The 25,283-nt window shown below is 72.9% G+C and carries 21 protein-coding genes and 1 pseudogene; 18 read left to right on the forward strand and 4 right to left on the reverse strand.

Annotation, left to right across the window (positions count from 1 at the left end; all coding sequences use genetic code 11):
* Positions 1-336 precede the first annotated feature (336 nt).
* Positions 337-1,089 (reverse strand): GntR family transcriptional regulator, encoded by a 753-nt coding sequence (locus AB0P17_RS30085; RefSeq protein ID WP_365815642.1) that lies wholly within the window; start codon positions 1,087-1,089, stop codon positions 337-339.
* Between the two features lie 198 nt (positions 1,090-1,287).
* Here AB0P17_RS30085 and AB0P17_RS30090 point away from each other — a divergent pair, with 198 nt between their 5' ends.
* The 3 genes from AB0P17_RS30090 to AB0P17_RS30100 all read left to right on the forward strand — a co-directional run bounded on the left by AB0P17_RS30090 (position 1,288) and on the right by AB0P17_RS30100 (position 7,475).
* Complete coding sequence (locus tag AB0P17_RS30090; protein ID WP_365815644.1) at positions 1,288-4,014, forward strand: discoidin domain-containing protein; 2,727 nt, start codon at positions 1,288-1,290, stop codon at positions 4,012-4,014.
* Between the two features lie 128 nt (positions 4,015-4,142).
* Positions 4,143-5,672 (forward strand): ABC transporter substrate-binding protein, encoded by a 1,530-nt coding sequence (locus AB0P17_RS30095; protein WP_365815646.1) that lies wholly within the window; start codon positions 4,143-4,145, stop codon positions 5,670-5,672.
* A gap of 72 nt (positions 5,673-5,744) precedes the next feature.
* Positions 5,745-7,475, forward strand: a complete 1,731-nt coding sequence (locus AB0P17_RS30100) for an ABC transporter permease subunit (RefSeq protein ID WP_365815683.1) — start codon at positions 5,745-5,747, stop codon at positions 7,473-7,475.
* Here the strand turns inward: AB0P17_RS30100 and AB0P17_RS30105 are convergent.
* Positions 7,453-7,815: a hypothetical protein gene (locus tag AB0P17_RS30105; protein ID WP_365815647.1), complete on the reverse strand. Its 363-nt coding sequence runs from the start codon at positions 7,813-7,815 to the stop codon at positions 7,453-7,455. The genes AB0P17_RS30100 and AB0P17_RS30105 overlap by 23 nt on opposite strands.
* Positions 7,816-7,864: 49 nt before the next feature.
* Positions 7,865-8,626: a LysR family substrate-binding domain-containing protein gene (locus AB0P17_RS30110; RefSeq protein WP_365815649.1), complete on the reverse strand. Its 762-nt coding sequence runs from the start codon at positions 8,624-8,626 to the stop codon at positions 7,865-7,867.
* A 58-nt stretch (positions 8,627-8,684) separates the two neighbouring features.
* Between AB0P17_RS30110 and AB0P17_RS30115 the strand changes: the two genes are divergently transcribed.
* The 6 genes from AB0P17_RS30115 to AB0P17_RS30140 all read left to right on the forward strand — a co-directional run bounded on the left by AB0P17_RS30115 (position 8,685) and on the right by AB0P17_RS30140 (position 13,548).
* On the forward strand, positions 8,685-9,071 hold the full coding sequence (locus tag AB0P17_RS30115; RefSeq protein WP_365815651.1) for a DUF5997 family protein: 387 nt from the start codon (positions 8,685-8,687) through the stop codon (positions 9,069-9,071).
* A 38-nt stretch (positions 9,072-9,109) separates the two neighbouring features.
* Positions 9,110-9,691 carry a Uma2 family endonuclease gene (locus AB0P17_RS30120; protein WP_365815653.1) on the forward strand — a complete coding sequence of 194 codons (582 nt, stop codon included), beginning with the start codon at positions 9,110-9,112 and terminating at the stop codon, positions 9,689-9,691.
* Positions 9,692-9,826: 135 nt separating this feature from the next.
* The gene (locus AB0P17_RS30125) at positions 9,827-10,279 is read left to right on the forward strand and encodes a hypothetical protein (RefSeq protein ID WP_365815655.1); all 453 of its coding nucleotides are present in this window, start codon (positions 9,827-9,829) and stop codon (positions 10,277-10,279) included.
* 168 nt (positions 10,280-10,447) lie between these two features.
* Positions 10,448-10,942: a hypothetical protein gene (locus AB0P17_RS30130; RefSeq protein WP_365815657.1), complete on the forward strand. Its 495-nt coding sequence runs from the start codon at positions 10,448-10,450 to the stop codon at positions 10,940-10,942.
* Between the two features lie 141 nt (positions 10,943-11,083).
* Positions 11,084-12,250, forward strand: coding sequence for a PLP-dependent cysteine synthase family protein (locus tag AB0P17_RS30135; RefSeq protein WP_365815659.1), 1,167 nt, complete (start codon positions 11,084-11,086; stop codon positions 12,248-12,250).
* On the forward strand, positions 12,247-13,548 hold the full coding sequence (locus AB0P17_RS30140; protein WP_365815661.1) for an MFS transporter: 1,302 nt from the start codon (positions 12,247-12,249) through the stop codon (positions 13,546-13,548). The genes AB0P17_RS30135 and AB0P17_RS30140 overlap by 4 nt, the downstream gene beginning before the upstream one ends.
* Positions 13,549-13,599: 51 nt before the next feature.
* Here AB0P17_RS30140 and AB0P17_RS30145 read toward each other — a convergent pair whose 3' ends face one another.
* A complete protein-coding gene (locus AB0P17_RS30145; RefSeq protein WP_365815663.1) occupies positions 13,600-14,154 on the reverse strand; it encodes a DUF4396 domain-containing protein in 555 nt (184 codons plus the stop codon).
* 158 nt (positions 14,155-14,312) lie between these two features.
* Between AB0P17_RS30145 and AB0P17_RS30150 the strand changes: the two genes are divergently transcribed.
* The 9 genes and pseudogenes from AB0P17_RS30150 (at position 14,313) to AB0P17_RS30190 (ending at position 25,228) form a co-directional block, all read left to right on the forward strand.
* Positions 14,313-14,798, forward strand: coding sequence for a DUF6153 family protein (locus AB0P17_RS30150; RefSeq protein ID WP_365815665.1), 486 nt, complete (start codon positions 14,313-14,315; stop codon positions 14,796-14,798).
* Positions 14,799-14,893: 95 nt separating this feature from the next.
* Positions 14,894-15,556 (forward strand): DUF305 domain-containing protein, encoded by a 663-nt coding sequence (locus AB0P17_RS30155; RefSeq protein WP_365815667.1) that lies wholly within the window; start codon positions 14,894-14,896, stop codon positions 15,554-15,556.
* A 187-nt stretch (positions 15,557-15,743) separates the two neighbouring features.
* Positions 15,744-17,302: pseudogene (locus AB0P17_RS30160) on the forward strand (multicopper oxidase family protein).
* 136 nt (positions 17,303-17,438) lie between these two features.
* Positions 17,439-19,139 (forward strand): trypsin-like peptidase domain-containing protein, encoded by a 1,701-nt coding sequence (locus AB0P17_RS30165; RefSeq protein ID WP_365815669.1) that lies wholly within the window; start codon positions 17,439-17,441, stop codon positions 19,137-19,139.
* Between the two features lie 8 nt (positions 19,140-19,147).
* Positions 19,148-21,289, forward strand: a complete 2,142-nt coding sequence (locus tag AB0P17_RS30170; RefSeq protein ID WP_365815671.1) for a tetratricopeptide repeat protein — start codon at positions 19,148-19,150, stop codon at positions 21,287-21,289.
* Between the two features lie 66 nt (positions 21,290-21,355).
* Positions 21,356-22,807, forward strand: a complete 1,452-nt coding sequence (locus AB0P17_RS30175) for a VWA domain-containing protein (protein ID WP_365815673.1) — start codon at positions 21,356-21,358, stop codon at positions 22,805-22,807.
* Positions 22,808-22,824: 17 nt separating this feature from the next.
* Positions 22,825-23,652 carry a hypothetical protein gene (locus tag AB0P17_RS30180; RefSeq protein ID WP_365815675.1) on the forward strand — a complete coding sequence of 276 codons (828 nt, stop codon included), beginning with the start codon at positions 22,825-22,827 and terminating at the stop codon, positions 23,650-23,652.
* Positions 23,649-24,881 carry an ABC transporter substrate-binding protein gene (locus tag AB0P17_RS30185; RefSeq protein WP_365815677.1) on the forward strand — a complete coding sequence of 411 codons (1,233 nt, stop codon included), beginning with the start codon at positions 23,649-23,651 and terminating at the stop codon, positions 24,879-24,881. Before AB0P17_RS30180 ends, AB0P17_RS30185 begins: the two co-directional genes overlap by 4 nt.
* A 17-nt stretch (positions 24,882-24,898) precedes the next feature.
* Positions 24,899-25,228, forward strand: a complete 330-nt coding sequence (locus AB0P17_RS30190; RefSeq protein ID WP_365815679.1) for a CU044_2847 family protein — start codon at positions 24,899-24,901, stop codon at positions 25,226-25,228.
* Positions 25,229-25,283: the final 55 nt, after the last annotated feature.

Consider the following 25,283-nt stretch of genomic DNA (forward strand, 5'->3'; position numbering starts at 1 on the left):
GAGCGTACGCCTGACCTTTACTCAGCGAATATGGGTTTACACAAAGAGGCGCTCATCCGGCCAACAATGCGCCGAAAACCGGGGGCAGGGGGCGCACTCAGCCGAACGCGCCCCCTCGGCCGGCCCGCCCCGGGCACCCGGTCCCGGCCACCGTCCGCCCGCCGGACGAACGGTCCCCCCGAGAGGTCCGCGAGCCTCTCGGAACGGCATCCGCCATGGTCAGGCGCATCCGATGCGGCCCGTAAGGCCGTTGGGGCAGAGCCCGGGAGGCGGCTCGAACACGCCGGAGCGCGGGCCCCGGCACCGGGCAGGCGGGCGCGCACACCTGCCCTTCCGTTATTTGACCGAAAGATGGTAGGCGATCCGGTAGCGGTCGGCCGGGACGACGACGTCCGCCGTCTCCACGGCGCGCCCCGACGCGTAGTAGGTCCGCTCCAGCACCATCACCACATGGCCGGGCACGCCGCCGAGCGTCATCAGCTCGTCGGCCAGCCCCGGGCGGGCGCCCACCTCCTCCAGGACGTTGTCCACGACGATGTCGATGGCCGCCATGCGCTCCACCACCCCGCATCCGCCGAGCGGCCCCTCCTCGGGGAGCATCACCGGCGTACGCCCCGTCACCGCGAGGGGCTCCCAGGACGTGGAGAGCATCATGGGGTCGCCCGCCTCCCGGAAGACGTAACGCGTCCGCATCACCCGGTCGCCGGGCTCGATGCCGAGCCGGGCGGCGATCTCCTGCGAGGCCTCGCCCTGCTCGCTCCTCGACTCCCACGTCCCCCGCGCGCCCGCCTCCGCCTGCTCCTGGCGGAACGGGCTGGACCCCACCGGCGGCCGGTAGCCGGAGCGGGCGATCCGGCGCGGCACCGGCCGCTCCCGCACATAGGTGCCCGACCCGGAGCGGCCCTCCACCAGGCCCTCGGCCATCAGCACCTTGCGCGCCTCCAGCGCGACCGTGTCGGACACCCCGTACTCCTGGCGGATCCGGGCCTGCGAGGGGAGTCGGGTGTGCGGGGGCAGCGCGCCGTTGACGATCTTCTCGCGCAGATCACTCGCCACGCGCAGATAGGCGGGCTGCTCACCGAAGGCCACGGGCCACTCCCATCAGGTTGACAGACAGCAACAGACTGGCAACCGTCGGTTGTTGACCGCAAGCGTGGGCCAGGGTTTCACTCGATGTGATGATTTGCGTTTACGCTGCGGCTTCCCGGCGTAACCGTCCCCTCGCCCGCCGGTCCGCCGCGCGTGGCGCCCGGGACCGCCCGGCACGGCCTTCCTACCGTCGTACCCGTGATCTTCTCCCCCGCCCCTTTTCGCCGCATTCGTCCGGCCGCTCCGCTCGTCGCGGCCACGCTGCTGCTGGCCGCCCTGCCCGCCGCGTACGCCGCCCCCGCCCCGGACCGCCGGGCCGCCCCCGACCGCCGGACCGAGGCGGGTCCCGACGCCCCGTCAGGACCGCCCTGCGGACAGGAGACCGAGCCGGGCTGGTCCCCCGCCGCCACCCGGATCGATCCCGCCGACAGCTACCACGCCTACACCGGCAACGGCTATCTGGGCATCCGGGTCCCGCCCACCGGGGCCGGGTACGCCGAGCCCGGCGGAGCGACCGGCTGGCCCCTCTACACGCCCCGCTACGACGGCGCCTTCGCCGCCGGGCTCTACGCGCACGAGCCGGAGACCACCGCCGACCGGCAGGTGATCGCCGCGCTGCCGACCTGGACCACGATGGACGTGCGCGTGGGCGGCGAGACCTTCGGCCCCGGCAGCCGGATCTCCCGCTACCGCCAGCGCCTGCTGCTGCGCTGCGGAGTCGTCGTCACCACCCTGCGCTGGACCACCGCCGACGGCCGCGCCACCGATCTGAGGTACGAGGTGCTCACCGACCGCTCCGACCCGCACACCGGCGCCGTACGGCTGGAGCTGACGCCGCGCTGGAGCGGCGCGGCCACCGTCACCGGGGCGCTCGACTGGCGCGGGGCGCGGCGGCTCACCCGTACCGGAAGCGACGCGGCGGCCGACACCTTCCGCGCCAGGGGCACCGGGACGGCCGGCGCGGTCGCCTCGGTGGTGCGGCCCGCGCTCCGGGGGCCCGTCGGCGTGCGGGCGAACCGTACGTACCGCTTCGTGAAGTACGTCGGCGTCAACACCGAGCTGACCGCACGCGATCCGCGCGCCGCCGCCGTGGCCGCGGCCCGGCGGGCGGCCGGTCGCGGCTGGCCCGCGCTGTTCGCCGCCAACGCCGCCGCGTGGGCGCCCCTGTGGTCCGCCGGTATCGACGTCGTCGACGCACCAGGGATGCCGGATCTGCGGGCATGGCTGCGCGCCGCCCAGTACGGGCTGCTGACCAGTACCCGCGAGGGCGCCGCCGACAGCATCGCGCCGACCGGGCTGAGCAGCGACAACTACGCGGGCCTGATCTTCTGGGACGCCGAGGTCTTCATGTTCCCCGCGCTGCTGGTCACCCGCCCCGAACTGGCGCGCTCCGTCGTGGAGTACCGCTACCGCACCAGGGAGGGCGCCGCGTCGAACGCCGAGAAGCTGGGCTACAAGGGGCTGTTCTACCCGTGGACCAGCGGCGAGGCGGGTCTCCTCTGGTCGGAGTGCCAGTCCTGGAACCCGCCGCACTGCGTCACCCAGATCCACCTCCAGAGCGATATCGCCCTCGCCGCCTGGCAGTACTACGAGGCCACAGGGGACCGCGACTGGCTGCGCGAGCGCGGCTGGCCGCTGCTCAAGGGGATCGCGGAGTTCTGGGCCTCCCGGGTCACCGCCAACGACGACGGGAGCTACTCCGTCAAGGAGGTGGCGGGTCCCGACGAGTACAGCAACGGCGTCACCGACGGTGTCTTCACCAACGCGGGCGCCGCCACCGCGCTGCGCCGCGCCACCGAGGCCGCCGCGCTCGTCGGGGAGGAGCCGCCCGCCGCGTGGACCCGGATCGCGGACCGGATCCGGATCCCCTACGACGCGAAACGGAACATCTACCTCCAGTACGCCGGGTACGACGGATCGCGGATCAAACAGGCCGACACCGTTCTGCTGATCCACCCCCTGGAGTGGCCGATGCCCCCGGGCGCCGCCGCGGCGACGCTCGACTACTACGCGGCGCGCACCGACCCGGACGGGCCCGCCATGACCGACTCGGTCCACGCCATCGACGCCGCGTCGATCGGCGAGCCCGGGTGCGTGACGTACACGTATCTCCAGCGGGCGATCCGGCCGTTCGTGCGCGGCCCGTTCGCGCTCTTCTCCGAGGCGCGCGGCAACAAGGCGGGTGCGGACGACCCGCTCGCCGGCTCGCCCGCGCAGGACTTCCTGACCGGCAAGGGCGGCTTCCTCCAGGTCTTCACGCACGGGCTGACGGGGCTGCGGCAGCGCGCGGACGGCGTACGGCTCGACCCGATGCTGCCGCCGCAGCTCGCGCGGGGGGTGACCGTACGGGGGCTGCGCTGGCAGGGGCGTACGTACGACGTGGCCCTGGGCGCCCACGAGACGACGGTGCGGCTGACGTCCGGCGCGCCGTTCACCGTGCACACCCCGGCCGGCGACCGCCTGCTCGACTCCACGCTGACGCTGCCCACGCGCCGCCCCGACCTCGCGGCGACGGGGAACGCGGCCCGCTGCCGTCCGGTGAGCGCCACCTCGGAGCAGCCGGGACAGTACGCGGCGGCGGCCGTCGACGGCAGTCCGGTGACCGCGTGGGCGCCCGCGGCGGGGGACGCCACGGCGGCGCTCACGGTCGATCTGGAGCGCCCGGTGCCGATCGCCGCCGTCACCCCGCGGTGGACGGAGCCGCGCCCCGCCACGTACCGGATCGAGACGTCCACGGACGGGGCCCGCTGGAGGCCGTTCCGGCCGGGCGCCCCGGGCCGTTACGTCCGGGTCACGGTCCATGCCGCCGCCGGCACCGGTACGGGCACGGGTACGGCCGCGGGCACAGGCTCGGGCATCAGCGAACTGTCCGTCAGCACCTCCGGTACGGGCGGCGCGCAACCGGCGGCGGGCGCTTCCGGTTGAGAATTCACCCACCCCAGGGGATGGATTGGTAAGGCTTGCCTTATATGCTGCGTTCGCTCCCGGAGTGCACAGCGGAGTGCACACACGTCCCGGCGGGCATCCCCTGCCCGTACAGAAGGACCTGCCCCATGCGCACCACCACCCGCGGCGTGCTCGCAGCGCTCGCGCTCCCGCCCCTGCTGGCCGGCTGTTTCGCCGCGAGCGGCCCGGACTCCGCCTCCGGCCAGGGGTCCGGGGCGGACGGGGCGAAGCGGCTGCGGGTCGCCCTCGCCGTACCCCCGGTCCAGGCGCTCTCCCCGTACAGCAACGACGCCACCGTGCTGAGCAAGCTGTCCGTCGCCGAGGGCCTGACCGCGCTCGGCGCCGACGGCACCGCGAAGGCGGCGCTCGCCACGTCCTGGAAGCGGACCGACGCCACCACCTGGACCTTCGAGCTGCGCAAGGCCTCCTTCCAGGACGGCACCGAGGTCACCCCGGCCGCCGTCGTGAACGCGCTCGACCACGCCGGCGCCGCGAAGACCAGGCCGCGCGTGCTCAGCGACGTCACGCTGACCGCGAAGGCCGAGGGCGCGAACACCGTGCGGATCACCACCGGCGCGGCCGACCCGGTGCTCCCGCTGCGCCTCGCCAGCCCGGCGCTCGGCATCCTCGCCGCCGGCGCCTACGCGAAGGACGGCTCCGTCGACCCGGCGGGCAACGGCACCGGCCCCTTCGAGATCACCAAGCTGACGGGCACCTCCAAGGCCACCCTCCAGCGCTTCGACGGCTACTGGGGCGGCAAGGCGAAGGCCCCCGGCATCGACGTCTCCTGGATCGCCGACGGCACCGCCCGCGCCAACGCGCTGCGCGCGGGCGACGTGGACATCGCCGAGTGGATACCCACCTCGCAGGCGAAGCTCCTCGACGCGAAGACCCGGCACGAGGTGCCCTCCGTACGCACCGACAGCCTCGTCCTCAACACCGCGAGCGGCGTCTTCACCGACGCCGCGCTGCGCGCCGCCGCCCGCGTGGCCGTGGACGGCCCGGCGCTGGTCGGCTCCGTCTTCGGCGGGTACGCCGACGCGCCGAAGGGGCTCTTCGGCCCCGGCATCCCGTGGGCGGCCGGCGACCGCGTCGCCGTGACCGGCCGCGCCGGGGCCGCGACCACGGCGGAGGTGAGGTCCGCGACGAAGGGGAAGACGCTGCGCCTGGCCACGTACACCAACCGGAGCGAACTCCCCGAGGCCGCGACCGTGCTCCAGCAGCAGCTGGAGAAGGCCGGGTTCACGGTGCGGCAGGACGTCCGCGAGTACACGCGGATGGAGGCGGACCTGCTCGCCGGGAAGTACGACGCGCTCGTCTTCTCCCGCGTCACGCTGCTCGACACCGGCGACGCCGTCTCGTACCTCGCCAGCGACTTCGCCGGCAAGGGCGTCTACAACATCGCCGGGCTCAAGGACCCGGCCGTGGACCGGGCGATCGCCGCGGCCGCCGAGGAGGGCGACACCGAGCGCAGGCGGCAGAAGACCATGGCGGCCGAGGCGGCCGTCCTGCGCACCGACGCCGTCGTCCCGCTGGTCCACGAGAAGGTCGTCCAGGGCATCGCCACCGGTGTCGAGGGCGTCCTCCTCGACCCGCGCGAGCGCTCCCTGGTCGACGCCGACACCCGCCTCCGCTGAGTGGCCGTCACCTCCGGCGCCCCCGGCCCCGCCCCGTACCGCCGCGTCGCCTGGCGCGCCGGGGCCGGCCGGCTGGCCGCCGGCGCCGCCCTGCTGGTCACCGTCGCGCTGCTGCCCTGGCTCTCGCGCACCGACCCGGCGCTGACCGTGCTGCGCACGCGGTCGGCGGAGCAGGACCCGACACCGGAGGCGCTCGCCTCCGTACGGGAGCAACTCGGCCTGGACGACGGGCCGCTCGCCCTCCTCGGCCGCTGGCTCGGCGGGCTCGCGCGCGGCGACGCGGGCACGTCGTGGGTCTCCGGCGAGCCGGTGCTGCCCGACGTGGCCGCGGCCTTCGGGATCTCGGCGACCCTCGTGCTGGGCGCACTGCTGGTGACGGCCCTGGTCGCCGGGGCGGTCTGCGCCCGTACGCTCCTGCTCGGCTCCCGGCGGAAGCTGCGGTACGGCGGGGCGGGCGGGCCGGCGGCGCTGCTGGCCGCGCTGCCGAAGTTCCTGCTGGCGTCGGCGCTGGCCACGGTGTTCGGGGTGGGGCTCGGCTGGTTCCCGTCGAGCGGCTGGGACGGACCGGCGTCGATGGTGCTGCCCGCGCTGGCGCTCGGGGTGCCGTCCGGCGCGATGATCGGCGGGCTGCTGGAACAGGCGCTGCCCGCCGCGTTCAACGAACCCTGGGCGCGCACCTGGCACGCCGCCGGTTTCCCGCCGGGCCACACCGCCCGGCACGCGCTGCGCCGGACGCTGCCCGGGGTGCTCCCGCAACTGCTGCCCACGCTCGTCGCGCTGGCCGGCGGCGCCGTGGCGGTGGAGAAGATCTTCAACATCCCGGGGCTCGGCCGGCTCGTCCTGGACGCCGCCGTCGCCCAGGACCTGCCCCTGCTCCAGGCCGGCACCCTGACGCTGATCCTGCTCGGCACGGGCGCGGGCCTCGCGCTGGGCGGGCTGCGGCGCGCCCTGCTCGGCCCCGCGCTGCGCGACGGAGCGCTGCCCGCCCTGCACCGGCCGCCGCTGCCCGTACGGCGCTGGGTCCGGTACGCCGCCGGGGCCTGCGCGCTCGTCCTGGTGGCCCTCGTCACGGCGGGGGCGCTGCGCGATCCGCTGCACGTCGACACGGCGGCCCGGCTGCTGCCGCCGTCCGCCGCGCATCCGCTGGGCACCGACGCGCTCGGCCGCGACCTGCTGGCGCGGGTCGGCCACGGCGCGCTCCGCACGGCCCTGGTCGCGCTGGCGGTGACGGCGGTGAGCGCGCTCGCCGGGGTGCTGCTCGGACTCGCCCCGCGGGTGAGCGCCGGGCTGACGGACGTGGTGGCGACGCTGCCCGCCGTCCTGGCCGGGCTGCTGGTCACGGCGGTCACCGGGCCCTCGGTGTACGGGGCCGCGCTGGCGGTCTGCGTGGTCGGCTGGAGCCCGTACGCCGCCCAGACCGCGGCGCTGCTGGAGCAGGAGCGCGCGAGCGGCCATGTCGCCGCCGCGACCGCGCTCGGCGCGGGGCGCCGCCAGGTGCTGCGCCGTCATCTCCTTCCGGCGCTGCTCCCGCCGCTGCTGCGCAACGCCCTGCTGCGCCTGCCGACCGCGGTGCTGGTGCTGGCCTCGCTCGGCTTCCTGGGCCTGGGCGAGCAGCCACCGGCGCCGGAGTGGGGCCGGCTCCTGTCGGAGAACCAGCCGTACGCGGAACTGGCCCCCTGGACCGTCCTGGGCCCGGCCGCCGCCCTGGCCCTGCTCGCCGTCCTGGCGGTCACGGCAGGCGGGGAGGGGCCGCGCCGGGGCCTGGGTCGGTCCCGGCGGGTCACCAGGGGCCGCCGCGCGTGAACGGGGCGGTCCGTACGTCGAGCCACTCCGCCCCGGCCCACGCGGCGAGGGCGAGCACGCCGACCATCATGAGCGCGGCCAGGCCCTCCCTGACCCGCAGGACCCCGGCGGCCAGCGCCCAGGCGGCGAGGGCGAGGGCGGGCATCCCGAACAGCAGCAGGGGCAGTTCGACGTAGAGGAGGCTGAGATCCCGCTCCCCCTCGAACCCGCCCCGTACTCCGGGAGCGGCCCCGAGGACCCACACCACCGCGCCGGTCAGAAACCCGCCCACCACGGCCAGGCAGCCGGCCCACCCCCGGGTGACGGGCCGTTCGTCCGCGGAACTCTCACGTATCGCCATCAGGCTGATGGACGCGCGGGCCGCGGGGCCGGTTCCCCGGACCCGCGGGTCAGGACCGGCGACGCGGCTTGCCGCGCTTGGCGCCCCCGGAGCCACTCCGCGCGCTCTTGCCGGCGGCGGGCTTCCGCGCGGCCCCCTTGGCCTTGGCCTTCGCGTTGCCCTCCGCCTTCGGCTTCGACTTGTCCGCGGGTACGGGCGCGGGGCGGCCCCGGGTGCTGTTGACGGTCCGCCCCCGGACGATCCCGATGAACTGCTCCACCAGATCGGTGGTCTCGTCCTCCAGCCACGACAGCGCCACCCGCGACTCGGGGGCGTCCGTCACCGGCCGGTACGTGAGGTCCCTGCGGTGGTACAGCCTGGCCAGCGACTGCGGCACCACGAGCAGCCCCACACCCGCCGCCACCAGCTCGATCGCATCCGCCGTCGTGGCGGGCCGCTCGACCGCCGGAAGGCCGGGCGGCCGCTCCCACTCCAGGGTGTCGTCGAGGGGGTGCAGCACCACCTCGTCGGCCAGCTCCGCGGCGGAGACCTCCTCGACGGCGGCCACGAGATGGTCCTTGGGCACCACCACGACGGTCGTCTCGGTGTAGAGGGGGATCGCGCTGAGCCCGGTCCGGTCCATCGGCAACCGCACCAGCCCGGCGTCGGCGCCCCGGCCCCGCACCACGTCGGGCGCCTCGGCGGCGGGGACCCCGCTGAGGACCAGGGGAACGCCGGGCAGCCGCTCCTGCCAGATCCGTACCCACTTGGCGGGCGTCACCCCCGGTACGTAGGCGAGCCTGAATGAGGGAGGTGTGTCCGAGCCTGTCACCCCGCCAGATTACCGGCCGTGGTCGGAGGGCGCTCAGGCGCTGGTTACGCTGGACTTCATGACCTCGCACAAGACCACTGTCCAGACGATGAAGCCCGCGACGGCGGCGAAGAAGCTGGGCGTGTACCTGGAGGCCACCCCCGCGGAGTTCCAGGAGGGTGTCGTCTCCCGCAACGAACTGAACGCGCTGCAGAGCGACCCGCCCGAGTGGCTGTCGACCCTGCGCCGCACCGGCCCGCACCCCCGCCCGGTCGTCGCGGCGAAGCTGGGCGTCTCCATCGCGGGCCTGGCCCGCGGCGGCGTGACGGACCCGCTCACCACGGAGGAGATCGAGGCGCTGAAGGCGGAGAACCCCGACTGGCTGGTCCGCGAACGCGCCACCCAGGCCGAGGTCAGGAAGGAAGCGGCCCGTATCAAGCAGAAGAACGCGGAACGTACCGGCTGAACCCCCGGGGCACTCTCCTGCATCGGTACGATTGGGGCATGACCGCACTGCCCGACTGGATGCGCCCGCCGCGCGCGGAAGGCTGGCTCGCGGAGGACTTGGACCGCCTCCCCGAGGCACCTCGCCACACCGAGCTGATCGACGGAGCGCTCGTCTTCATGATGTCGCCGCAGAGGTGGTGGCACGGCCACCTCGTCACCATGCTCACCGTCGCTCTCATGGAGCAGGCGCCCGCCGACGTCAGAGTTGGCCGTGAGATGACCATCAAGCTCGACCAACGCAACCGCCCGGAGCCGGACCTCGTGGTGACGACGGCCGAATTCGAGAGTGACCGCACCTGGTTCGCGCCGGACGAAGTGCTACTCGCCGTCGAGGTCGTCTCCCCCGAGTCCGCCCACCGCGACCGCACGGTGAAACTCCGCAAATACGCCGAGGCGGGCATCCCGCACTACTGGCGTATCGAGGACGAGGACGGGGCGCCCGTGGTCCACGTCTACGAACTCGACGGGCCGACCGCGTCCTACGTGCCGGTCGGCATCTTCAGGGATTCGCTCCGGCGCCCGGTGCCCTTCGAGATCAGCCTCGACCTGGAGAAGCTCGCTCCGCCCCGGCGCGGCTGAGCCGGCGGCCGGAAGCGGCGCCGCATCGAGAAGCGGAACGGGCACCGAACGAATACCGGCCATGTACAAGGCTGATTGCCGTGATGTTTCCGGGATGGCCCCGGAGCCGCGTCGGGATACCCTTAGGATCACCACATGATCACGGCTCGGCCACCATTCGGTATCGCACGAGCCCGCCATGTGGCGGGCTCCCTGCGCATGCTCTGGCTGGCCGCGCTGTTGATCGGTTTCGTATACACGCACGGCCCGGGCGCCGGCAGTGTCGCCGGACATGTCGCACCGCACGGCACCGCTCTCGCGGCGGCAGCGGATGCCGCCGTCGACGTGCACGGCGGCGCCGGGACACCGGCGGTCGCCGTATCGGCGAGCCGCGGCGGTCACGACCCCGACGGACCGTCCCATCCGGCCACGGAGTGCGTACCGGGGCAGCCGCAGTCGGCGCAGGCGCAGGCAGCGCCGTGCCCCACGCCCCGGGTATGGGGTCCAGGGGCCGTGATACCGGCGGGCGGGAAGTACGGTGCGCGGCATTCCGTGCCGGCCGCGCCGTCGTCGGCCGAGGCGAGAGGCCCCGTGGTCCTGCGCGTCTAGGAGACGCCGGCTCCGCCGCCGGACCGCGCTCTCGCGGCGCTGTCCGCCGTCCGGTCCGCCCTTCCCGGTCCGCCATCTCGCCGAACCTGCCGCTGTCTTCCCCCTCCGATGCCCGACGCCGGGCGTCCGATGTCCGGGAAGCGGCAGCGGCCCTGCCACGGAGGATCCGTGCCGTTCTCCCTGCCCGCGCTCCCCCGCCCGCCCCTGGGTCCCCGCTCGGCCCGTGCCCTGTCCCTGCACCTGCTGCTGGTCTGCGGCGTACTTCTGACGGCCCTTCTGTGCGACGTGTCGCCCGCGCGGGCCAACAACGGCATGGACGCTCCGAAGAAACCGACCGCGGTCACCCTCGCCACCCCCGCCATCCCCGTCTCCGGCGTCCCGGAGCTCTCCGGCTTCCCGGAGCTCTCCGGCTTCCCGGATGTCGCCTCGCCCGGGGCACCGGAACACCGGCACTCCGGGGCGCACTGCCTGCCGAGCGTCGCCGCCCGGCCCGCGCTGGACACGCAACGGACGTCCTCCGCCGCCGTCCTGCCCGCCGCCGTCCTCCCCGCCCGTACCGGAACCGCCGGAGACGGGCCGGGCCCCGCGCGGGAGGCGTGCGAAGTCCGGACGGAGTGCTCGGGCAGATCCACCCTCACCGCCGTCTGCCGGTGGCGCATCTAGAAACCCCGTCCGCAGCCGTCGTCACCACCGGCTGCCGCGTACTGGTGGCGCGACCGGAGGCCCACGGCCCCCGGTGCGTCACGACAGAACGCGAGATGAACCGCGTCCCTCACCAGCGCTTCATCGAACGAGAGCGAAACGATGCACTCACCCCTCACCACCGACATCGCCTCCGCCCACCCCTCGATCTCCGGACTCGTCGGGAACACCCCGGTCGTACGGGTGTCCGCGCCGCTCACCCCGGCCGGACGGGGCTTCTGGGCGAAGCTGGAGGGCTTCAACCCGGGCGGAATCAAGGACCGGCCCGGACTGCACATGGTCGAGCGGGCCCGTGCCCGGGGCGAACTGCGCCCCGGCGGACGGATCGTGGAATCCACCAGCGGCACCCTCGGGCTCGGACTCGCGCTCGCCGGAATGGTGTACGGACACCCCGTCACCCTCGTCACCGACCCCGGCCTCGAACCGTCGATGACCCGGCTCCTCACGGCGTACGGGGCAGAGGTCGACATGGTCGCCGAGCCGCACCCCGACGGCGGCTGGCAGCAGGCCCGCCGCGACCGCGTGACCCACCTGCTCGGCCGGGACCCGCAGGCGTGGTGCCCCGACCAGTACAACAACCCGGACAACACCACCGCGTACACCCCGCTCGCCCTCGAACTCGCCTCCCAACTGGGCCATCTCGACGTGCTGGTGTGCAGCGTGGGCACCGGCGGCCACTCGGCCGGGATCTCCCGCGTCCTGCGCCAGCTCTACCCGGAGCTGCGGGTCGTCGGCGTCGACACCATCGGCTCCACCATCTTCGGCCAGCCCGCCAGGACCCGGCTGATGCGCGGCCTCGGCTCCAGCATCTATCCGCGCAACGTCGCCTACGAGAACTTCGGCGAAGTGCACTGGGTCGCCCCGCACGAAGCGGTACGCACCTGCCGCGAGCTGGCCTCCTCCCACTACGCCACCGGCGGCTGGAGCGTCGGCGCGGTGGCGCTGGTGGCGGGGTGGCTGGCCCGTACCCTGCCCGCCGACGCCCGGATCGCGGCCGTCTTCCCCGACGGACCGCAGCGCTACCTGGAGACGGTCTACGACGACGAGTACTGCGCCCTGAACGGGCTGCTCGACGTCGCCCCGGCCGACGAGCCCGACACCGTGAGCCGGCCGGACGAGAAGGAGGTCACCCGCTGGACGCGGTGCACCCGGGTGGTCGACCCGCTCACGCTGTCCGCCTCCGGGGCAGACTCCGGCTCCTCCTCGGCCGCCGCCTCCGCATCGGCATCGGCATCGGCATCGGCATCGGCCGAGGAGGGCGACCGATGAGGGCCCTGCTCGGCCAGGTACGTTCGTACGAGCGCAGCGTGCAGTTGCTGATGGTGAACCAGTTCACCATCAACCTCGGCTTCTACATGCTGATGCCCTACCTGGCCGCCCATCTCTCGGGCACCGTCGGGCTGGCCGGCTGGCTGGTCGGACTCGTGCTCGGCATAAGGAACTTCAGCCAGCAGGGCATGTTCCTGGTCGGTGGCACCCTCGCCGACCGGTTCGGCTACAAACCCCTGATCATCGCCGGATGCGTGCTGCGCACCGTCGGCTTCGCGGCCCTGGGGTTCGTCGGTTCACTGCCGGGACTGCTGGCCGCCTCCGCGGCCACGGGGCTGGCCGGCGCCCTGTTCAACCCCGCCGTGCGGGCCTATCTGGCCGCCGACGCCGGGGAGCGCAGGGTCGAGGCGTTCGCGCTGTTCAACGTCTTCTACCAGGCGGGAATCCTGCTGGGCCCGCTGGTGGGCATGGTGCTGACCGGCGTGGACTTCCAGATCACCTGCCTGGTCTCGGCCGGGATCTTCGCGCTGCTGAGCATCGTGCAGATCCGCGCGCTGCCCGCGCGCCGCGCCGACGACGCGAAGAAGCACGAGGACGGCGGGCGGGAGAGCGTGCTGTCACAGTGGCGTCTGGTCTTCTCCAACCGGCCCTTCCTGCTCTTCTCCGCCGCCATGATCGGCTCGTACGTCCTGACCTTCCAGGTCTACCTGGCGCTGCCGCTGGAGGTACGGCGACTGGGCGGCGACGGGCAGTTCGGGACGGCCGCCGTCGCGCTGCTGTTCGCCGTCTCCGGGCTGAGCACGATCCTCGGCCAGACCCGGGTGACCGCCTGGTGCAAGGCCCATGTCGAGCCCGGCCAGGCACTCGTCCGGGGGCTGGCCGTGATGGGCCTGGCCTTCGTACCGCTGCTGCTCGCGGCGGCCGTACCGGTACCGCGGGGCGGTGTGGGGCTGTGGCTGCTCGCGGCGGTTCCGCCGGCGCTCTCCGCGCTGCTGCTCGCCCTGGGGACGATGATCGCGTACCCCTTCGAGATGGACACCATCGTCCGGCTCTCGGGTGACCGCCTCGTCGCCACCCACTACGGGCTCTACAACACCATCTGCGGGGTCGGGATCACGCTCGGCAACCTGCTCACGGGGGCGTCCCTGGACGCCGCCCGCTCGGCGGGGATGTCCGCGCTGCCCTGGTTCTGCCTGCTCGCACTCGGCCTCGCCTGCGCGGGCGCCCTGTACGGGCTGCACCGCACGGGTCGCCTGACGGGGGCCGCGTCGCCGGAACGGGCACCGGCAACGGCCTGACGCCCGACGGTTCCCGGGGGCGGGCGGCGGCACCGCCGCCCGCCCCTCCGGTCAGTGGTAGGCGTGGACGACCGCGTGGCCCTTGCCCCGGGCGATCATCCAGCGGTTGACCGGCACGGTCAGCACAAAGGCGACGGCCAGGGCGAAGGCCAGCGCTCCCCAGAACAGGAAGGTGGTGAGCCCCGCGTCCATCGCCCCGGGGACAGTGAGCATGACCCCGTTGTCGACGAGCTCCATGACGGCGATGGAGAGGGTGTCGGCGGCCAGCGCCACCCTCAGGGCCTGCCGGACGGGCACCCCCGCCTTCAGGACACCGCGCATCGTGAGCGCGTAACCGAAGACGAAGGCCAGGGCGATGGCGAGGACTATGGTGGCACCCGCGGACAGGCCGGCCGAGGTGCCGATGACCATGCCCAGGATCTCGCCGATGGCGCACCCGGTCAGGCAGTGCAGCGTCGCCTGTGAGGCGGTGCGCCAGGAAGACTGCGCCGCAGCCGTGTGCCCGCCGTGCCCGCCGTGCCCGCCGTGCTCACCGTGCCCGTCGTGTTTGCCGTGCTCACCGTGCCCGTCGTGTTCGCCGTGCCCGTGGTGACTTGAGTGGTCCATGGCTCCTCCGTGGCTGCTCTGCCGGCCGTGTACCGAGATCTGGCTCACATCGACCGGCAATCTATACCCCTCTAGGGTATGCTGTCATCGGGTTTCCCGGCTTCTCGGCCTTTCACTCCTCGGCCTGTCGGCTACGGTGAGAAACCGAACGGAGAGCAATGATCGCGAGCAGGTACGCACGGGCGGGTGGTGTCGTCGGACACCTCCTGCTGGTCGTCGTGCTCGCGCTCGGCGTGTTCGCCATGCACACGCTGGGGCATCCCGAAGGCACGTCGGGCCCGGACACGGAAGTGTCCTCCTCCCATATGGGCGGCCCCGTAGCCACCGGTACGACCACCGGCCTGACCACCGGGGACGTCACGGCCGCCGCGGTCGCGACGGACATGAAGGACGCGAAGGGCACGGACGACGCGAAGGCGTCGCACGATTCCGCGTCCTCCCACGGGTCCTCCACCGGTATGGACATGACCTCCCTCTGCGTCGCCGTGCTCGGCGCCTGGGTGCTGGGGGCCCTGCTGTACGCGGCGTTCACGCGCCGGCCGGGTCTGCCGGGCGTACACCTGCCGAAGGCGGTCTTCTCGCCGCGCCCCGGTCCACCACCCCGCCCGCCCGATCTCACCGAACTGTCGGTCCTGCGGACCTAGGCCGACACGCGCCCCGGACGCGCCATGTCGCGCCGCCCGGAGACACGTCGTGCCCACAGATCCGCAGAATGACTTCACAGCAAGGTGTATTCGTCATGGCCTACTTCAAACACGTCTCGTCGCGCCCGTACGCCCGCCGTCTCGCCCTCGTCGGCGTCCTGGCGGCCGGAGCGCTGACGCTGACCGCCTGTGGCGGCGGCGAGGACCACGACATGGCCGGCATGGACGGCGACAAGACGTCCGCCGCCACCGCCGGCTCGGAGAAGAGCCCCGGGGCAGGTGCCTTCAACGACGCGGACGTGATGTTCGCGCAGTCGATGATCCCGCACCACGAGCAGGCCCTGGAGATGTCCGCGCTGGCCGACGGCCGCGCCTCGGACGCGGAGATCAAGAAGCTCGCCGGAGAGATCGAGAAGGCCCAGGACCCCGAGATCCAGACGATGAAGGGCTGGCTGAAGTCCTGGGGCAAGGAAGAAGCCGCGTCGGACAGCATGCCCGGCATGGACCACGGCGGTGACTCCGCCATGTCCGGGATGATGTCCGAGCAGGACATGGCCGACCTCAAGGCCGCCAAGGGCACGGACTTCGACCGCATGTTCGCGGAGCTGATGATCGCCCACCACAAGGGCGCGATCACCATGGCCGAGGACGAGCAGAAGAACGGTCGCGACGCGACGGCGAAGAAGCTCGCCGGTGACGTCGTCCGCACCCAGTCCGCCGAGGTCGACACGTTCCAGAAGATCCTCGACCGGCTCTGATCCCTCCCCGCTCGTCGCGCGGCTGTTCCGGGCCGCCTCCGTGCGGCCCGGAACAGCCGGCGCCTCGCAGGCGCCGCGCCACTGGCGGGCGCCCGCTCCGTACAGCTCGCCCACCCGGGCCCCTCAGCATTCCCGCACGTGCGCGGAGGGGCCCGCACCGGCTGTTTCCACCGGAGGACCCCACCCCATGAACCGCATCAACCGCCGCTCCGTCCTGCTCGCCGGACTCGGAGCCGCCGGGGCCGTCGGCGCCGGCGCGCTCGCCGGCTGTAGCAGCTCCGGCACATCCGCCGCGCTGGTCCGCCCCTCGGATCCGGCGGTCGCCGCCACCGAGAAGAAGCGCCCCACCACCGGACGGCAGCAGAAGGTCACCCTGACCGCCGCCCCCGCCAAAATCGACCTGGGCGGCGGAATCACCCCCAGGACCTGGGCGTTCGACGGCCGCGCCCCGGGCAAAGAAGTCCGGCTCTCCGTCGGCGACACCCTGGTCGCCGAGTTGTCCAACCACCGAACGGGACCGCCACGTCGATCCACTGGCACGGCCTCGCACTGCGCAACGACATGGACGGCGTGCCACCGGCCACCCAGACCCCCGTACGGGCCGGTGCCTCCTTCACCTACCGGTTCATCGCGGACGCCCCCGGCACCTACTTCTTCCACCCGCACGTCGGCATCCAGCTCGACCGCGCCCTGTACGCCCCGCTGATCGTCGACGACCCGAAGGAACCCCTCGCGTACGACGACGAATGGGTCGTCGTCCTGGACGACTGGGTCGACGGCGTCACCGGCACCCCGGACGAGGTCTTCGCGGAACTCGCGCAGGGCATGGGCGGCATGGATCACGGCACCATGGGCAACATGGACGATCCCCCCTCGTCCACCCCCTCCCCCTCCTCCTCCGCCCCGCCCGGTTTCATGCTCATGGGCGCCACCAGCGCGCTGCTCGGAGGCGACGCCGGCGACGTGAAGTACCCGCACCACCTGGTCAACGGCCGGGTGGCGACCGACCCGGCCGTCCACACCGGCAAACCCGGCGACCGGGTCCGCCTGCGGATCGTCAACGCGGGCTCGGACAGCGCCTACCGCGTCGCCCTCGGCGGCCACAAGCTGACGATCACCCACACCGACGGCTTCCCGGTCGAGCACCAGGACGTGGACGCGCTGCTGATCGGCATGGGCGAACGCTACGACGTCCTCGTCACCCTCGGCGACGGGGTGTTCCCTCTCGTCGCGCTGGCGGAGGGCAAGAACGCGAACGGCCTGGCCCTGGTGCGTACGGGCTCCGGGAGCACGCCTCCCGCGACCGTCCGCCCGAAGGAACTCGACGGCGTGATCATGACCGCGTCCCAGCTCCGCGCCGCCGACGACGTACGGTTCACGCCGGCCAGGACCGATGTCACGCACCGGATCAAGCTGACCGGAGGCATGGCCTCGTACAACTGGGCCATCAATGGCAAGCCCTTCGACATGAACAACCCCGAAGCGAGCCCGATCCTCGTCGAGGAGGGGCAGCGGGTGCGGCTCGACTTCGTCAACGACACCGACATGTGGCACCCGATGCACCTGCACGGCCACACCTACCAGCTCGGCGCATCCGGCCCGCGCAAGGACACCGCGATCGTGCTGCCGGGAAAGGAGCTCTCCGTCTTCTTCGACGCCGACAATCCCGGCCAGTGGATGCTGCACTGCCACAACGCGTACCACGGAGAGGCCGGAATGATGGCGAACCTGGCCTACCGGGCCTGAGCCGACGTGCGGGCTCACACCGAAGTCCGCTCCCCGTCCGGCCCACGCCGAACCGGACGTACGGACGTGACGGGCGGGATGGGTCTCCTCACGACGACCCGGGTCAATGTGGCGCTCGTTGCCATACCTTGGGCGTATGGCGCTGCATCACCACAGTGACCGTCCGTGGCGTGTGCGAGTGGACGACGGGGAGGGCACGCCCTGTGGCGCCGGAGTGCTGCTCGACGACCGGCATGTGCTCACCTGCGCGCATGTGGTCCGGTACGCCGGGGCGGCACCCGGGGGCACCACGTCCCACGTGCGGATCAGCAGTGTGGCGTGCCGCCCCGAGTGGACTCGCACCGCGCGCGTGGCCCCGGGCACCTGGGTGCACGAACACGGCACGCAACGCGGCGACGTGGCTCTGCTCGAACTCGACGAGCCGGCCGGCTGCTCCACCCGGACCACGCTGTGGAAGGCACCCATCTCCGGCGGCACGGTCCAGGTGTACGGCTTTCCCCAGCACACGCCGTTCGGCATGGGGACGGACGCGCGGCTGGCGGGATCCGGCCACCGGCAGGGCGAATGGGGCCTGTTGAACCGGGTACGCCAGGGCGACCCGTGGATCGAACCGGGATACTCGGGCGCCGGGGCGATGGCGGTGGGCGGCGAGTTCGACGGCCGGGTGATCGGCATCGTGGTCGCCGACTACGTCCAGGGTGACGAGAAGGCGGCCTGGATGCTGCCGACCGAGACGATCCTGAGGTATCTGCCCGGCATCAAGGAGTTCACCGGCGGAGAGGGCAATGACGAACTGGGGCCCTCGCACGGCGAGTTGCCCGGGGACGTGCTGGGCGACCCGCTGCGGCTGGCACTGACCCGGGAGCTCACCCGGCTGCTCGACAGCGGCTGGTCCGGCACCGCCGTCGTCGGCACCGGCGGTACGACCGCCGTGGGCGACTCCTGGCTCGTCCGTCTGGTGCGGACGAGTGATCCGGCGGCCCGGGCCGGCGTCACGGACGCCGAGCTCACCGGCGCCCCCCGGGGCACGGTCCTCGGGCTCGGCACCATCGACGCGGCCTACGACGCGCGCGGCAAGTCGGTCGGCGACCTCAGCGGCTATCTCACGGGCCGGTTCGGGCTCGCCGGCGGAAACACCCACGAGGTGCGGCGGCAACTGCTGCGCCGCAGGCCGCCCGCCTGCCTGGTGGTGGGCGGCGTCGACCGGGCCCAGGACCCGGAAGACCTCGTACGGGAGCTGCTGGGGCAACTGGCCGCCCGCGCCCGGTCGCGCGGGGTCCGCCTCGTCCTCGGCTTCGAGGGCACGCCACCGGCCGACCTGGCCTACGACGTCTCCCTCGACCCCGAACCGCTCCGCGGGGACGCCGCCCGGGGCGTGAGCGCCGCCGAGGTCCAGACGGCCGTCGGACAACTCGCCGCGCGGGAGGACGCCGCGTCCGCGCTGCACCAGGAGCGGGGCGTACGGTTCTTCGCCGCACCCCGGCTGCCGCCCCTGACCGCGCCCCGGTTACGGGTCCGGCTGGCCGTGGCCCGGGCGACGGAACCCAACCCCGAACTCACCGCGATCCTCGGCCGGGCCGACGACGCCCGCGCCGCCCTGACCGGGTTCGAGCATGACCTGAGCCGGCTGATCAGGGCCCACGAGGACCTCACCACCTCCCTGGAACTGCACCGCGTCCGGGCGGCGCGGTACTTCGGCGACGAGGACCCGCGGCTCGCCGAGCGGCACGCCCCCGCCGCCCGTGCCCTGCAGATCGAGCCGATCGACCTCCGGGCCGCCCGTGAGCTGGTCAGGAGCTACATCGACGAGGTCAACCGACGATTCGACGAAAGGTGACCGGTGGGATGGGCCGTCATATGTGCAACCGCCCCGGCTGCGGGCGCGGCGTCATCGACGCTCAGGGCTTCTGCGACGTATGCGACCGGCAGCCGCTGCCGCGGGACGGCGCCACGCCGACGGCCCCCGCCCCGGAACCGGTACCGCCGACGCGGGTCGGTGCGGGCGTCGGCGTGGCGCAGGTACGCCCCGACCCCTGGTACGGCCTCGGCCTGGTCGCCCCCGTCCGGGCCCCGCAGGCCCCGGACGTACCGACGGGTTCGTCGGCCCCGGTCCCCGAGCCGCACCGCTACTGCCCCAACCGCTCCTGCGCACAGCCGGTCGGCCGCGACCACGACGGCGAGCCGGGCCGGACCACCGGTTTCTGCCCGCACTGCGGCACCCGTTTCGACTTCGCGCAGCCGGGCGGCCTCACCATCGCCGGCCGCTACGACGTCAGACGCGTCCTGGGCTCGGGGGCGTACGGCGCCGCCTACCTCGCCCACGACCGGAACCTCGCGACCCACGTCGTCCTCAAGGCCCTGCACAAGTCGGTGGCCAGGACAGCCCTGCACGAACGGGACGTCCTGGTCGAGCTCCGGCATGACAGCATCGTCCGCATCCTGGGCTACGAGGCGGAAGGGCCGCACCTGGTCCTCGAATACGTTCCGGGCGAACCGCTCTCGGCCCGCGCCGGCGACCGTCTCGAAACCCTCCTCGCGCACGGTGTCCGGGTCCTCCAGGCACTCGACTACCTGCACGCCCGGGGCCTGTTGCACTGCGACGTCAAGCCCCTGAACATCATCCGCTTCCGGGAGGAGAACCCGGCGGGCGCGCTCGACAGGGTGCGGCTCATCGACTTCGGCGCGGTACGCAGCCAGACGAAGGACACCGGTCCGGTCGTGGCGTACACGAGGGCGTACGCGCCGCCGGAGTCCGATCCGGAACATCTGCGCCCCGGCCCCGGCTTCGACCTCTACGGACTCGGCATGACCCTGCGCGAGGTCTGCCGCTCCCACGGGACGGACCGCTCCGCTCCGGGCGTCGACTCGCTCCAACTACTGCTGGACCGTGCCACACACCCCGATCGGTGGCAGCGGTTCGGGTCGGCGAAGCAGTTCGCGGAGCAGCTCAGCGGTGTCATCCGACAGATCGTGGCGGCGCCTCCGACGTGCCATCAGGTGGCCCGTGCCTCCGCCCTGTTCGGCGCGGTGCCCGAGCCACTGCACGGCGGGCTGGGCACGGCCCGGCCTCTTGCCCACTGGGTCGAGGCACAGCCGGACCAGGCAGCGCTGCTGAAGATGCCCGCGCCGTTCTCCGCACCGGAACCCGGCGATGTCGCGGCCGCCCTTCCGGCGCCCCTGTCCGATCCCGACGACCCGGGCGCCACGCTCTCGGCCGGCAGCGCGCTCGCCGAGAGCCGACTGGCCCTGCGCAGAAAGGACGCCGCGGCGGCGGCAGAACGGCTCGCGGCGGCGGGCCTGCCCGACTGGCACTGGCTGACCGACTGGTACCGCGGCCTGACCGCCCTGGCCGACCGGTCCCCGAAGCGGGCCGCCGTCGCACTCGCCCAGGTGCGCAGGGCACTTCCCGGTGAGCTGATACCGCACCTCGCCCTCGGCCTGTGCGCCGAACTCCGCGGCGACCGCACCGTCGCGCGGTCGCACTACGGCAAGGTCTTCGACACCGCCCCCGCGCTCGGTGCGGCCGGTTTCGGCCTGGCCCGCGTGCTGCTGCCGGCCGGCGAGCGCGCGAAGGCGGTCGAGGTCGCCCAGAAGCTGGCCGAGGAGTTCCGCTACGAGCGCGAGGCGCGCGTAGCGGCGGTACGCCTGCGCGTCATGGTCCTCTCCGATCCGGACCACCGGGCGCCGACCGAGGACGACGTGGCCCAGGCCAGGGCGGCCCTGCCGGGCCTCGACGTGAACGCGGCGGCGGCCGCCTCGCTGCGTGCCGAGATCCAGTACGCGGAGTTCCTGTACACCCATGACCGGCTGAAACTGTCCGACACGATCCGTGCCCTCGGTCCGCACGCGCCCACCGAGCGCGAGTACGTCGCGCTGGTGGACCTGGCGAACCGGCTGCGTCCGGCGCTGAGCTGGGGATGGCCGGGAAAGCATGGCAGATCGGGTCATTTCCGTTCCGGATCGGCATCCGGAAGGCTAAGCTCGTAGCACGTTCCGCCGAGAGGGCCAGCACGCTCCGTAGCGACACAACACGGCGACAGACCGGGGGGGCCGGTGGGGAACAGGTCACTGGGACTCGGCTTCGCCCTGGAAGTGGACTCACCCTCGGATCTGCCCTACGACGAGGGGCGCGCGGACGCCCTGATCACCGTCGCGGCACACGCCGGCGCCGGCTCGGCCCCGCAGACTCCGAGTGCCGAGATCCTCATCATGGACCGCTCGTTGTCCATGTCCGGACACCGACTGGACGAGGCGAAACGCGCGATGTGCGCGGCCATCGACGCCCTGCGGGACGGCACCCGCCTGGGGATCATCGCGGGCAGCCACAAGGCCGACGTGATCTTCCCGACGACGGAGGGCCTGGCCCGGGTCGACGCCCGGGCCCGGGAGGACGCCAAGCTCCGGGTCATCAACCAGTTCCCGGAAGGCGGCACGGCGATCGGCCGGTGGCTGGACCGTGCCCGCAGCCTCTTCGCGTCGGTGGAATCCCCCGGCACGGTGCGCCACGCGGTGCTCTACACGGACGGCAAGGACGAGCACGAGACGCCCGAACAACTCGGGAACATCCTCACGTCGTGCGTCGACCAGTTCATCTGCCACGCGAGGGGCCTGGGCGACGACTGGCACTACACCGAACTCCTCCGCGTCACCGAGGCCCTGCACGGCAGCGCCGAGGCCGTGGTCACCCTCTCCGACCTCACCGAGGACTTCACCCGCCTGATGCGCGAGGCGCAGCGGATCGTCGTACCCCGGGTGTATCTGGGCCTGCGCCCCAACAGCCGCTTCCAGCTCGCGTTCGTACGGCAGACCCGCCCGGTCGAGGCCGAACTGACGGTGCGTCAGCAACGGGACGGCGAGACGCACATCCCGCTGGGCTCCTGGGCTCCGGAGACCCGCCAGTACCAGGTCTCCTTCCGCTTCGACCCCAGCAGTCTGACCGTCGACGAGCCCCTGCGCGCCGCCCGTGTCGTCCTGCACGCCGAGTTCCCCGACGGAACCCGCCGGCCCTGCTCCGAGACCGCGGCCATGGTCGTACGCCGCCGCTCGGCACCCGGCTTCGGCATCGCCCGCTCCCCCGACCTCACCCGCGTCGAGAACGAACGCGAACTCGGCATGGCCATGCGCGCCTGCGCGGACGCCCATCTGCGCGGAGACCTCGACCGCGCGGACCGCGAACTGCGCCTCGCGATCGGTCTCGCGGAATCCCTCCGGGACACCACGCGTCTGGCGCTGCTGCGCGCGGCGGCGGCCGACGGCCCCGACGGCCGGCCGCGGGTGCGGCGGGACGTCTCCCGCGGACGGATGCTGGGAATCGGCGTCGACTCGACCAAGACCGTGAGCCGACCGGTCGAGCCACACGGACTCCCGCTCGGTGACGCCGTTCTGCCACGCGTGTGCCCACGGTGCGGCAGGACGTCGACGTCGCCCACGGCCAAGTTCTGCGAGGAGTGCGGGCATCGGTTCGGGGACGCGGGTGTGACCGGTGGACCGGTGGACGCGTGGTGACCGGCGGGCGGCCGCACATGCCCCATCCGATCGTGGTGCTGCGCCGGCTGAGGGCGGGCGTGCTGGCCATGGTGGCGGTGACGGCGCTGCTGTACCTGATGGTGGCGAACGGGGCCCAGGAGCAGATCGCCGCCGCTCACCGCGCCGGGGTCGCCATCCAGCACATAAAGGACGCGCGCGTACAGGCCGCGAAGGCCGACACCGCGCTCAACGCCGCCTCCCGGACCGGGGCGATCGACCTGATCGGCACCAGCGGCGACTTCGCCAACGCCACCGCCCGCGTGAGCTCCCTCCTCACCTCGGCGACCGGGGGGAACGCGGCGGGGGATCGGGGACTCAGCCACATCCAGTTCGTCCAGGGCCAGTTGGCCACGTGTGTGCAGATGGCCAACACAGCGGTCCTCGACGGGAAACCGGGCCTGAAGAGAGCGCAGGACGCGCTGGACCACACGCCGGAGTACGACGGCAGGGACCCGGTCCCCTTCACGGGCGGTCTCAGTCAGTCGCTCGGCGATCTCAGGGATCTCCAGGCCGAAGCACGCGATCACCAGCGCCACTCGGGCTGGCGCGACCCCGGCCTCCTCCGGCCCCTGTTCATCGCACCGTTGGCGGTCATGCTGCTGCTGGTCTGTGCGACCGGCTACATCTTCGTCCACCATTTCCGGCGCCGCCCCGGCCCGGCCCTCGTCGTGGCCACGCTGGCCACCGCGTCGATCAGCGTCGCCATGTGCACGATCAACCCACCCCACGTGGCGATCGCGCTGCCCGTGCTCGCCGCCGCCGGTGCGCTCGCGTATCTGGCCTACCGCCCCCGACTCGCCGAGTACAGGTTCCCTCGCCCATGAGACGACTCACGGCACCACTCGTGCGCTGCGCCCTGCTCCTCGGACTGCTCCTGACGTCCGTCTCGTGCGGCGAACCGGGGAAGGACAAGGTGACGATCATGGTTCCCTGGTCCGGTACCGAGTTCAGAGCGTTCTACGCGGTCGTCAAGGAGTTCGAACGCGACCACCCCGACATCGACGTGGAACCGCAGGTCACTCGTGCCCTCACCCAGCAGCTCGACGCCGCGGTGGCCGCGGACGCGAAGCCCGACCTGGCCGTGCTGCCCAGCGTGGGCGCGATCGCCAAGTACCGGGAGGAAAGGGACCTCCTGCGGCTCGACGTCGACACGGACGGGTATGTACAGCCCTTCCGCGGGCTCGGCATGAACGGCAAGAACGTCTACGCGGTCCCCGTCAAGGCCGACGTCAAGAGCCTCATCTGGTACGACGCCAGGTCCACCGCACGGCCCGCCCAGAGCTGGACCGCTCTGCGGTCCGGCTCCTACAGCTGGTGCCTGGGGCTGGAGTCCGGTCCGACCTCCGGCTGGCCGGGCGCCGACTGGATAGCGGACATCCTGCTCTCCGACGCGGGCACCGGCACATACACCGCCTGGGCCTCGGGTGCCGGGGCATGGGACGAGGGGCCCGTCGAAGACGCGTGGACCGCCTGGGGGAACCTCGTGGCGGGCAGCCTCGAAGACGCGTCCACGCTCAACTTCCGCGATGCCGGCAGGAGCATGACCGCGAAGGGGTGTTCCCTGGGCCACGGCGCCCTGTCCGCGATGCCTTTCGCGTCGGACCAGGTGAGGGACGACCGGTACACGTACGTACCGTCCTCTCGTGACGCCCTGGAGGTCTCGGCGGACTTCGTCGGAAAGTTCACCCGGAACAGGAGCGCCGACGCGTTCATCAGGTACCTGGCGAGTACGGAAGCCCAGCGGACCTGGGTGAACGAACCCGGCTTCGCGCTCTCCGCCGACAGGAGGGTGACGGAGTACGACAACACCACCCAGGGCCGGATAGCCGGAATACTCCGCTCATCCCGTTACACGCTCTGTTTCGGCGCCGCCGACGCGATGGATCCCGATGTGTCCGCCGCCTTCTACCGAGCGGTCCTGGACTACGCGAACGGCAAGAAGCCGATGCCACTGCTGGCGGCGCTCAACCGGGTCCAGAAGGAACTCGGATATGCGTCCCCGCAGTCCCCGCCACCGCCCAAGCCGCTCTGCGCCACCCCGATCCCGCGCTGATCCTTCCAGGAGACTTCATGGCGGACGCCATCCGGTTCACCCTCGACGACGGGACCGCCGTCCTGGTCGCCCCACCCGCCCGCACCGGAACCGGAGCCGTGGGCCTGGGAACCCGTCTGGAGAGCGCGGGAGAAAGCCTTCGCGCGGCACTGACGCCGGTCACCGCCGCCGCGTCCGAGGTGATCGGCCAGTTCCGCGGCGTCACAGAACGGCCCGACGAGGTGGAAGTCACCTTCGGTGTCGTCCTGGACGCCAAGCTCGGCGCGGTGCTGGCGAGCGCCGGCACCAGCACCCACCTCGACGTCACCCTCCGCTGGAGCAACAAGGAGCCCGCACCACCGAGCTGACCCCGCGCCCGGCGTACACCACACCACCTCCGGCCGGTCGTCGCGGGGGGGCGGG

It is taken from the genome of Streptomyces sp. NPDC088124, assembly GCF_040685895.1.
Classification (GTDB): Bacteria; Actinomycetota; Actinomycetes; order Streptomycetales; family Streptomycetaceae; genus Streptomyces.